The sequence below is a fragment of the Spirochaetota bacterium genome (assembly GCA_040756435.1).
Lineage (GTDB): Bacteria > Spirochaetota > UBA4802 > UBA4802 > UB4802 > UBA4802.
On the sequence record JBFLZD010000080.1, the window covers coordinates 1 to 11,479 of the forward strand.

At 35.0% G+C, this 11,479-nt stretch carries 10 protein-coding genes; 7 read left to right on the forward strand and 3 right to left on the reverse strand.

The window, feature by feature from the left end:
• The 6 genes from AB1444_15315 to AB1444_15340 all read left to right on the forward strand — a co-directional run.
• Nucleotides 1-687 (forward strand): winged helix-turn-helix domain-containing protein (locus tag AB1444_15315; GenBank protein ID MEW6528024.1); only part of this gene is annotated, 687 nt, incomplete at its 5' end.
• Between the two features lie 665 nt (nt 688-1,352).
• Nucleotides 1,353-2,603: an ATP-binding protein gene (locus tag AB1444_15320; protein ID MEW6528025.1), complete on the forward strand. Its 1,251-nt coding sequence runs from the start codon at nt 1,353-1,355 to the stop codon at nt 2,601-2,603.
• A gap of 208 nt (nt 2,604-2,811) precedes the next feature.
• Nucleotides 2,812-4,104: a phosphopyruvate hydratase gene (eno, locus tag AB1444_15325; GenBank protein ID MEW6528026.1), complete on the forward strand. Its 1,293-nt coding sequence runs from the start codon at nt 2,812-2,814 to the stop codon at nt 4,102-4,104.
• Nucleotides 4,067-4,519 (forward strand): hypothetical protein, encoded by a 453-nt coding sequence (locus tag AB1444_15330; GenBank protein MEW6528027.1) that lies wholly within the window; start codon nt 4,067-4,069, stop codon nt 4,517-4,519. Before eno ends, AB1444_15330 begins: the two co-directional genes overlap by 38 nt.
• A 25-nt stretch (nt 4,520-4,544) precedes the next feature.
• Nucleotides 4,545-5,090: a DUF501 domain-containing protein gene (locus AB1444_15335; GenBank protein ID MEW6528028.1), complete on the forward strand. Its 546-nt coding sequence runs from the start codon at nt 4,545-4,547 to the stop codon at nt 5,088-5,090.
• A complete protein-coding gene (locus AB1444_15340; protein MEW6528029.1) occupies nt 5,056-5,724 on the forward strand; it encodes a Sua5/YciO/YrdC/YwlC family protein in 669 nt (222 codons plus the stop codon). The genes AB1444_15335 and AB1444_15340 overlap by 35 nt, the downstream gene beginning before the upstream one ends.
• A 6-nt stretch (nt 5,725-5,730) precedes the next feature.
• Here AB1444_15340 and AB1444_15345 read toward each other — a convergent pair whose 3' ends face one another.
• The gene (locus AB1444_15345; GenBank protein ID MEW6528030.1) at nt 5,731-6,546 is read right to left on the reverse strand and encodes a hypothetical protein; all 816 of its coding nucleotides are present in this window, start codon (nt 6,544-6,546) and stop codon (nt 5,731-5,733) included.
• A 6-nt stretch (nt 6,547-6,552) separates the two neighbouring features.
• Nucleotides 6,553-7,989 (reverse strand): S1 RNA-binding domain-containing protein, encoded by a 1,437-nt coding sequence (locus tag AB1444_15350; GenBank protein ID MEW6528031.1) that lies wholly within the window; start codon nt 7,987-7,989, stop codon nt 6,553-6,555.
• A gap of 593 nt (nt 7,990-8,582) precedes the next feature.
• Between AB1444_15350 and AB1444_15355 the strand changes: the two genes are divergently transcribed.
• Nucleotides 8,583-9,278 (forward strand): hypothetical protein, encoded by a 696-nt coding sequence (locus tag AB1444_15355; GenBank protein ID MEW6528032.1) that lies wholly within the window; start codon nt 8,583-8,585, stop codon nt 9,276-9,278.
• Between the two features lie 103 nt (nt 9,279-9,381).
• Here the strand turns inward: AB1444_15355 and AB1444_15360 are convergent, their stop codons facing one another.
• Nucleotides 9,382-11,061 (reverse strand): long-chain fatty acid--CoA ligase, encoded by a 1,680-nt coding sequence (locus AB1444_15360; protein MEW6528033.1) that lies wholly within the window; start codon nt 11,059-11,061, stop codon nt 9,382-9,384.
• Between the last annotated feature and the right edge of the window lie 418 nt (nt 11,062-11,479).

Genomic DNA, 11,479 nt, shown 5'->3' on the forward strand with positions numbered 1-11,479 from the left:
TTATTGGATCTAAATAATGATATTGATTTAAAAAACATGGAAGATGAGTTGTTTGCTAAGATTGATGAAATTTTAAATAAAAAAGAAGAAAAAGAGGTTCATATAATTTCTGATATTAGATTACTACAATTTTACAAAGAAAGTATTAAAATTATTGATTGTATTGATAAAATAATCCTTAATTTTATTAATAATAAAAAAATATCTGATATTTTTGAATTGTTACAATCGAAAGGTGAATATAATATTTTATATAATAATTATTCTAATATTTTACTAATAAGAAAATTAACAAATAAAATAAGAGAAAATTTTAATTATTATAAATATGAAAATAAATCAGAAAAGAAATCAAAGGATAAAATTAATTTTAACAGAACTAATGAGAAAGTATTTGAAATGCCAATATTAAAAGTTCTAATTGAAATGGGGGGTAAAGCAGAAGCGGGAGTAGTTTTAGATAAAGTTTATGAAATTGTTAAGCCTATTCTTAATGAAGTTGACTATGAAGTTTTGGATAACTCTCGTAATGAAGTTAGGTGGCGGAATACAGCCAAGTGGTGTAGAAAGAATTTAATTATAAAAGGTTTTATGTCAAATAATACAAAAAGAGGGATTTGGGAAATAACCGAAGAAGGAAAGAAGTATTTTATTGAACATGTTGGAGAGTATAATAAACAAAAATAAATATTAGATTATGTAAAATAATCTTACAAAGCTTGACAAAAATTATTTCATTTTATGAAATCTATTCTATAATTCTTAAAATACTGCAGATAATCTCGAATTGTTTTCCTGTCTAAACTCTTTGCCTGACTGATATGGTTTATCGGCTGCCCGCTGTGCCAGCGTCGAAAAACTTCATATATCTTCTCTTTAGTTATCACCTTGTACCCCATTTATTAGGCTCCTTATGGGGACCTCTAAAAACCGCTTTCATCATTATAAATGCAATAAAAAGAAAGCGGTTTTATCCTCTATATTGTGCCCTCAAGGGAACATCCAAAAAAATAGTTTTTAGAAGTTCCCTTATTTTTTAAAAATATAGGTGCCATTATTGATTTTATACTTGCGGTGTGAAGAGTTTTTGGGGAATATAAATGGCCCTAATTGCTGTAAAACTGGGGAATACTAATGGCCCTGAAGCCTAAAAAGTGGGGAATTTTCGTGGTCCTCGACAAATTTGATATAAAAATAGAAATTTTAAAAAAATTAAAGATAGTAAAAACACAATAATAAATTTTGAAAAAAATTCTAAAACAAAATTTTTTCTTGATTTTTTATTAATATCTATGTATTATAATACATAATTTTATAAAGTTTTATGTATTATAATATAAGAACTATTAAAAATGCTGCGAGATATTATAATAACACAGAAGCGTGAACTTGAATCAAAGTTTTTAGAAAGATATGTAGAAAGAAACATTGATTATAGCTTGTTTAATAATGACTTGATAAAAGTAATTATTGGTCCTCGTAGAGCTGGTAAATCATTTTTGGGTATTCATTATTTGAAAAATACAAATAATTTTGGATACCTCAATTTTGATGATGAACGTATACTTGAAATTAAAAATTATGACGAAATAATAACTAATATTGATGCAATTTATGGAAACCCTAAAACACTGCTCTTTGATGAAATTCAAAATTTACCTAATTGGGAATTATTTGTAAATAGACTCCACAGAAATGGAAGAAATTTAATTGTAACTGGTAGTAACTCAAAGATGTTAAGCAAAGAGCTTGCTACCCATTTAACAGGCAGGCATATACCGGTAATTGTGTTTCCGTTTTCTTTTGCAGAATTTATAATGATGGATAGAATTGAATTTACTGAAACTGAAAAAAATACTAAGTTATATGATTATTTACAATATGGAGGTTTTCCCGAACCGCTTATAAAAAGGATTGATGTAAAAAATTATTTATCTATATTATTTAATGCAATTTTATATAAAGATATTATTAGCCGTTACTCCATACGCTATCCCGCTCAATTAGATGTAGTAGCTAGCTATCTAATATCAAATATTGCCAAAGAATATTCTTATAATACGTTATCCAAGATAACAAAGATAAATAATATCCGCACAATTGAAAAATATATTAATTATTTAGAGGAAGCATTTATATTTTTCAAAGTTAACAGATTTTCATTTAAACTAAAAGAACAGCTAACCTATAATAAAAAAATCTACTGTATTGATAATGGGCTAATATATTCTAAGGCAATTAGCTATACAAAAAACAGGGGTCAATTATTAGAAAATGTAGTTGCGATAGTTCTGAAGAAACAGGAGTTAAATGGGAAACTTAGATTTTATTTCTGGAAAAATCAACAGGGGGAGGAGGTTGATTTTGTAGTTCAACAAGGTAATACAATTGGATGGCTCATTCAAGTTTGCTACGATATAACAAATCTGGAAACATTAGAGCGAGAAAAACGCTCATTATTAAAAGCATCTAAAGAATTATCCTGCAATAATGTTATTATACTCAACTGTGAAGTAGAAAAAGAAGAAATATTCCAGTGGTATGGGAACAGGGTTACCATTAGATTTATTCCATTGTGGAAATGGCTGATTAAATTTGGTTGAAAAGCTCATTGTATTATTACAATGTATTGTTGCATGAAAATGGAATAGTGCCCAGCATGTGTTTAAATGAACCGTAAAATATTGTATTTTTTGCCCCTATTCACCACACAAAAAACTTCTTGCATATATTTTATGTGTGTATTTACATTGTAATGTAATGGCATAGATAGTATTGCAGCATAAAAATTAATTCTGTAGGAGTATTACTATGACAATTATAACAGACGTGCATGCACGCGAAATTTTAGATTCACGGGGCAATCCTACAATCGAAGTTGATGTTGAACTTTCGTCAGGGATTGTTGGCAGGTTTGCAGTGCCATCGGGTGCATCAACTGGTGAAAATGAAGCCATAGAATTAAGGGATGGCGATAAATCCCGCTACAATGGCAAGGGAGTATTAAAAGCTGTGCAGAATGTCAATGAGATTATATCCGGTGCTATAGTGGAAATGGATGCAATGCGTCAGATAGAAATAGACAAAACGCTGATTGACCTTGACGGCACACCCAATAAGGCAAAATTGGGTGCAAATGCAATCTTAGGTGTGTCAATGGCCTGTGCCAAGGCAGTTGCCGAAACCTTTGGCATGCCACTGTATCAGTATATTGGTGGTGTAGGAGCGTGTGAGCTGCCTGTGCCAATGATGAATATCTTAAATGGTGGAAAGCATGCCGACAACAACGTGGATATACAGGAATTTATGATAGTGCCCGTTGGGGCAGATAGCTTCAGAGAAGCTTTACGTATGGGAGTGGAAACATTCCACGCTTTGAAAAAAGTACTATCAAAGAAAGGCTATAACACCGCAGTAGGTGATGAAGGTGGATTTGCACCAAATTTAAAATCCAATGCTGAAGCTTTTGAGGTAATCCTTGAAGCAATTAAAGAAGCTGGTTTTAAGGCAGGGCAGGATATATATTTAGCAATAGACTCGGCTGCAAGTGAGTTCTACAAAAATGGTAAATATAATTTGGCAGCAGAAGCAAAACCGGAAAAGACCTCTGAAGAGATGGTTCAGGTTTATGTAGACTGGATAAGCAAATATCCTATTATATCAATTGAGGACGGCATGTCCGAAGAGGATTGGGATGGCTGGAAGCTATTGACCGATAAGTGCAAAGACAAGGTACAGCTTGTGGGTGATGATATATTTGTCACAAATACATCAATATTTAAAAAAGGTATTGAAAAGGGAATAGCCAATTCCATATTGATTAAATTAAATCAGATAGGCACTTTAACCGAAACTATCGAAGCTATTGAAATGGCAAAACGTGCAGGGTATACCGCTGTTGTATCGCACCGTTCTGGCGAAACAGAAGACCCGTCAATAGCTGATTTAGCTGTAGCCATGAATACTGGGTTTATTAAAACTGGCTCAGCATCGCGTACCGACCGCCTTGCAAAATACAATCAGCTATTGCGAATTGAAGAGCAGTTAGGTGCTGCAGCAAAATTTAATGGCAAAAAGGTGTTTTATTCAATTGGCAAACCGTAATAATAAGTTTACATTGTTTTTAATTGCATTCATCCTCTTCAGTGTGTATTGCTTTGTATTTAGTGAAAGTGGCGTACTGGAGAGGATGAAGCTTAAAAAAGAGATAGCATATATACAACATCAGATTATACAGAAGCAATCTGAAATTAAAAAGTTCAGGGAATTAACCAGCCATGGTAATCCTGACAATCTGTTATTGAAGGAAAGTATTAATGCAGGGTATATCCCTCAGGGTGCAAAAGTATTTGAGTTTCAGGACAAAAAGGAAGAGCCTCCTCACATACAAACCTCACAGCTACCGGGCACAGAAAAATTAACACAGTATATACAATATGGTAGAATTTTATGGGTAATATTTTCTGTGTTGATTATTACCGGGATGTTGCTATATTATAGAAACAGAAATCCATTATAGTTATTGAAAAAATATGATACCTCACATGTACATGCTTACTCAACGGGATGAGCAGGTTTTACGCTGGCAGCTTAAAGGTACCACTGATGCTGTTGCGGGCATATTTGAAAAGTGCGATTACGGCTTCCCGCAGATTGTACTGTTATCCCCCCAGGCTGGTGGCATGGTTGATTATCAGTCATTGTCCAATATAGTATGGCTGACATGCCCATATCTGAATGATGAGATACATGAGCTTGAAAATAAAGGGTATATTGCAAAGATTGAAACATTCGTTAACTCGGATGAAGAATTAAAACGAGAGATGCTGAAAGCACATTCACATTTTTATTTTTTCAGAAAAAGCGTATATGAAAAATATATAAAAAAAGAAATTGAAGAGGAATACTTAAATGTCATGAAACGAGGCATAGGGGGGTTACAGGAGCCTGTACATTTAAAATGCTTGCATTTACACTATGCACATTATAGAATATGTGAAAGCAATATAGCAGGAAGGATTGTGTATCATTTATTACAGCAAAAGGTAAATTGCGATGATGCAATTTGTAGAGTCGCCTTACAAAAATGATGATGTAATAGTAATACGGAAGCTCAAAAAAGATGGCAGTGTGGATACTGAAATTATCCAAAGAATTATTGATATTTTACATAAAAATGGCCTTGTTATACTCCCTGTTGACTCCCAGTATGAAATAGTTGGTGTTGCAAACACAACAGTTGAGAATAAATTAAAAACAATTATCAAATCCAGAACCAAAAAATTTGTACGCCTGATAGCTTCATTCAAAATGCTGGAATCCCTTGCAACGGTAACCAAATTTCAATATGATTTTCTGCACAGGATATGGCCTGGTGAGGTAACAGCAATTGTGCCACGGAAAGAGGATAACTCACAGGAAATTGCATTGCGTTTTCCTAAAACAAAGTTTGTTCAGGAAATAATTGAAACAGTGGGTCAGCCTCTCTTTGCCACAAATATTCTCAGGGTAACAAAAGGCTCAAATAAGCACTCTGATATTATTCGCATTTTTGGGAAAAAAGTTGATGCCATTGTTATCATAGAAGAGTTATGCAAACGTCACCCAAAGCCAACACTTATAAGCCTATTTAATGGCAAACTCAAGATAGTGCGGGAAGGAAAAATATCTTCTGAGGAAATTCAGTCATACTATTATTTAGGAAGCTGCGATGAGGAAGTATAATTGCGTCTATTTGTTTATATCAATGTGTTTAAGATATATATGACTATCGCCAAATAACCTGACCCTCCCATACAACGGCAGTGAATACCCCTCAGGCGCTTTTGCCATCCGCTGCAGAATATTGCTCCGTGCACCTAATTTTCTTCCAATGGTATCATAAAAGTAGCCATAGGTGGTATTGTGGTAATTGATAAGCAATACTGTGGTTGAAGGTTGTTCGTCTAACCGAAGAGGATCACGGATGGTAATTGTGGTGTTATTCAATATTGCCTGATAGTAATTTTGTGAAAGGGGCTTAATGTCTAGTATATCACTGGTATCCAATAACTGATAACTATCAAAAAGAACAACAAACCACATGGCATTGCGTTTAAAGGTAATCCATTTGTATGTGCAATTGTTGACGTCATCTTCCACAAATTTTTTAGTGGACACAAGCTCATCATACAAAGCTTTCTTTTGAGTAAGCTTGGGGAAATGTTTCTGTTGCTCTTCCTGCAGTTCTAGAATCTTTGAATGAATATAATACAGTGCGGATAGCTGAATTTCAGTGTTTGTCACCTCTTGATATTTATCAATAAGCGATTTTAATTTAAGGCAGTAGTTGTATCCTCCCAAAGATGTAAAATGCGAATACACTTTCAATAGTAGGTTAATTTCATTTTCAAGCTGTTCAAAACATTCTTTGACTGAAATGTGTTCCTTTTCAAGTTTTAAGATAAGCTTTTCAATCTTCTTGTGGATTTCGTTAATATATTGGATATTGTTTTCTACATATGATCTATATGCCAGTTGTTCACTGTTTGTACGTTTTGTATCCATACAGGTTTATGTGTTTCCGGATTTTTTCTGCATTTCTTCATACTTCTGTTTAAACAGTTGCCCAAAAGCTGAAGAACCCTGACTGGTAGTGGATGCAATGAATTTTTCATACGACTGCCGCTCTTCAATTTCCTGTGCTTTTTTTTCTGAAGCAATACATTTTCTGTCATCGGCATTGACAGTAGTTACCACAACCTTGATGAAAGCACCCGCCTGATATGACTTTGCTATATCAGCATTGCGGTCAATGGCACACTGCTCTTTAGGAACAAACGCACGCACCTGATTTGGCAGAACCACAACAAGGCCTTTTGCTGTAATTTCTTCAATGCTGGCTGTTTGTATGGAATCACGCAGCGATTCATTGACTGTAAGCCAGGGATTTTCTTCACTGGTGATAAGTTCCAGGGTAATTTTTTTACTTGATTGGTCAATATCAATGATTTTTACCTGTACACTATCGCCCTCATTACATACTTCACGGGGGTCATGGAGCTTTTTAACATAGCTCATGCGTGAAAGCGGAATAAACCCTTCAAGGCCATTATCAAGCTCAACAAATGCACCATTTTTTATTATTTTGGCGATAGTTCCTGTATAAGTGTTCCCAATCTGATACTGACTGATGTAATGCCAGGGCTCAGGCAGTGTTTGTTTTATGCTCAATGTTATTTTGACTTTATTCCAGTCTAACTCAAGTATCTTTGCAGTGATAGTCTGTCCTGATTCATATAGATTTATATTTGGTTTACGGCTATGCGATAGTTCGCTTTTTGGTACAAAGGCATCAAGTGACTGTACCGATACTAAAAGGCCTGCATCCAGTACTTGCACCACGGTAGCTTCTACCACATCGCCAATGTGTAATTGTTTTTTTAGCTTTTCTATGGCTTCTTCTTTGATTTTATCAAGCAGAGACCTTCGTGACAGGATAATGTTTTTTCCCTGCTGTTCATAGCGCATAATTGCAAAGTCAAAACTTTTATTCAGGTAACTATCGCTTTCCTGAATCTTTGTGTCAATTTGTGATAGGGGGCAAAATGCCTGAATACCACCGATGGAAACAATAAAGCCACCATTGGTTGTTTGTTTGACAGTTCCATGTACGGGTAACTGATTTTTATACGCTATATGCAGAAGATCGGGCGAAACCACACCTTTACCAATCCGCGATGTCAGGACTATTTCACCACGTTTGATTGCTGCAACATACGCTGTAATGGTATCGCCAACTTTTATGGTGCGGTTCCCTTTGTCATCGGTGAATTCCTGTGTATCAATGATAGCTTCACTCTTGGATTGGATGTCTACAAAGATGCTGTCACCGGTGATGAGAATAACTTTGCCTGTGACGGTATCGCCAACTTCAAAGTTATCGGATTTGATGAACGATTGTTCCAGTAATTCAGAAAAGTTTTCTTCATTGAAATTTGTTTGTGACATGAATTTAACCTGTTGCATTAGTAAAATATCAGTGATGCTTTGTACACTATTTAATGAAGCAAAAATTGTCAATATTGTTTTTTTCAGAGCATCTACTTTTCATATTTTTTCTGTCACTGACAGAAAAGCGCCTGCGCTGAGTTTGTCGAAGTGAGGTAATCCAGGGTTAACGGCAAAATCATTTGTAATTTGCACACCTCAGGATGATTTGCTCCACACTGTCATTCCGGGCTTGATCCGGAATCTCTTGTTTACACCAATGAGATCCTGAATCACGTTCGGGATGACTCATTGTAGTGACGTTGTGAATCACGTTCGGGATGGCTTAGTGTATTGCCGTCATTCCGGGCTTGATCCGGAATCTTTCAACGTTTTGTAATGATATCCTGAATCAATCCTGTAATAAATTTAGGGCAAGGGTAAGGGTGACATGTTGGGGATAGTACTCTAATTAATTTTATTAACAAAATTGTTAGTAACTATCGATAATTAGATAAGTAAAAGCAGGTATAACAAATTTTTGTTTAAATTTTTACAATATGCTATACAATACGTAGTAAATTTCCTTAATTACCTATAATCGGAGGATATAAATGCGTAAAGACTATTTAATTATATTAATGATTATTGTATCCATGCAATTTACCGGGGGTGTATTTTCACAGGAACCAAAAAAAGACACGTTAGAATCTGAAATGCTTGTAAATGAAGGAAAACAGCTTGATCAGCAGATTCTTACATTTTGTAAAAGAATAGAGGACACTGTAGCCAAATATAAGTTAATGTCTATCAAGGATATCAGGTTGCTTCCATTCCAGGTATCATACTCACAGGGTAATGATTACATCTATCTGGAAAAACATTTTTTTGTGAAGGATGATCTGGTACCAAATAAAATAAAAATTAAAAAATTAAAATCCATTAAGATTTATACAAACGGAACAACCGTAAATAAACTGGAATCAATCATCCGCGAGGAAAATTATTATGAAAATGCAATTTCTGAAGTAAAAATTATTGATCCAACTCCTACCGCATTGGGCACAGATGACATTGTATTTTCATATATAAGAGAAAATAAAGTGATATTAACTGATAAAAGGCTATCTGAAGTAAAAAATTCAACTGCATTCCCAATACAAAATCAGCTTAAGCGAGAATTCTATATCCCACATTTGATGTATTTTTATGATGTACTTTTGAACATAGCTGAGACCTATTATAAAGGCATGAAAGATGTTGACAGCACCATGACCGAATTCTTGAAGGATTCCACAAAGTATTACTAATAAAAAAATAAAGGGGTGTCCCACAAGACATCCCTTTAAAATGACTTTTGTCCTCACGTCATTGCGAGCACCACTGTTTGTTTTGGAACACCCCCTTTTAATTTTATGCTATTTGCTCACGTTTTTTCCTTTCCATTTCACGTACTTCTTTTCGTAAAATCTTTCCTATTGCGCTTTTAGGCAATGCATCAATAAATTCTATTTCTCTGGGGACCTTATACGGAGCAAGCTTTTCCTTGCAATAAGCAATGATTTCTTCTTTTGTCAAATGCTCACCTGGTTTTACTACCACAAATGCTTTTGGAGCCTCACCTCTATAGGCATCAGGTACACCAATGGTACATGCTTCAAGTATCCTGGGATGCTGGAATAGAATTTCATCAATCTCTAATGGGAAGATATTGTATCCACTGGAAATAATCATATCCTTTTTTCGGTCAACTATAGTAAGGTAGCCATCTTCGTCAATGGTTCCAATATCACCAGTATACAGCCATCCATCTTTTAAAACAGCGGCTGTCTCTTCTGGCTTTTTATAGTATCCTTTCATTACCTGAGGGCCTTTAAAGCATATTTCACCCGACTGTCCAATTTCCATTTCTTTTGTGCCGGATTCAACATCAACGATTTTGATTTGGGTGTTAGGTAAGGGTATTCCCACGGTGCCCGGTTTTATATTCCCCTTCCATGGCGAACCTGTACCCATTGGTGAAATTTCAGTAAGGCCATAAATATTGATGATATCACCACCGGTTAATTCTTTTAATTGCTTTATGGTTTCAACTGGCAGTGGTGCAGCACCAGCAATAAAGCCTTTAATAAAACGTAAGTCCATTTTCCTGAATTCAGGATTATTCAAAAGGCCTATAAATATTGTAGGAACACCTGGAACAAATGTCGGTTTAAATTTTTTGATCTGTTCAATGATTACACCTGGTTCTGGTCGTGGGATAAGTATATCAGTCCAACCTCCCCATATAGTCATGTTTTGTATTCCTGTAAACCCTGCAGAATGGAAAAATGGGAAAATGCCCATCATACTACCTTCACCTTCTTTTAAATCGTAAAACCAGCTTCTTAATTGCTGTACATTACATGACATATTTGCGTGAGTTAGCATTACGCCTTTGCTTGTCCCAGTTGTTCCTCCGGTATAAAGCAATGTAGCAACATCGTCCCATGATGATTCGTCTTTTACCGGCGTGTCATCATATTGTCTCATCAAATCAAGAAACTGGCTAACATCATTTGAAGGTTTCACTTTACGGTACATTTTCTTTTTTACATATGGAAATAGCTGTTTTAATGGAAATGGGAGATAGTCACTGATATGGCAGGTGATAATATGCCGTATTTTGGTATTGGGCTTAATAGTAAGTATACGTGGTAATAGTAAATCTAAAGTGATAACGATAGTAGCATCAGAATCATCAAGCTGGTACTGCAATTCACGTTCGGTGTACAGCGGATTGTTGAGTGCTGCCACAGCGCCAATCCTCCATGTTGCATAATTGGCAATAACAACCTGAGGAATATTGGGTAACACTAAAGCTACAGTATCACCTTTTTTTGCCCCAAGGGCTCTGAGCGCCTTTGCAAACCTGTTTACCATCCTGTCAAGTGTAGCATAACTTATTTTTTTGCCCATAAAGATTAGTGCAATATTTTCAGCATATTTTTGGGCAGACCTTGCCAATGCCTGGGGCATGGTGGTTTTGTCAAAATCTAATTCACGAGGCACCTGCGCAGGATAATTCTTTTGCCATATTTTTTCTAATGACATGGGAACCTCCGTATACTATTTTTAATTATTACAGGTGTTGTAAAAGAAGTGCGCCAATGATTGGTATCTTTGCATCTTTGCTATAGGAGTTAGGACTTATTGGCTTTGATACAATATTACATTAGTGAGTTGTACGCACATACAGTCAGAGGCTTAATTTCTTGTTAAAACAATTTGCTGCTTCCTAACCCCTGGGGTTATAAAAAGATAGGTAGATACATAACACTGTTATGTTAAATTACATGTATTGTTTTGTCAAGCAAAAATTATTATTTAGTAACTATCTCCAATAACCGTATAAGCCCAAAAATGATAGTTATTGCAACAAGAATTATTGTTAACCTACCTGACCATTTGTGAATGGGTTTTACCTTTTGTATTCCTTTTGTTATCAAATAACCAAGAATAGGAGTGATAA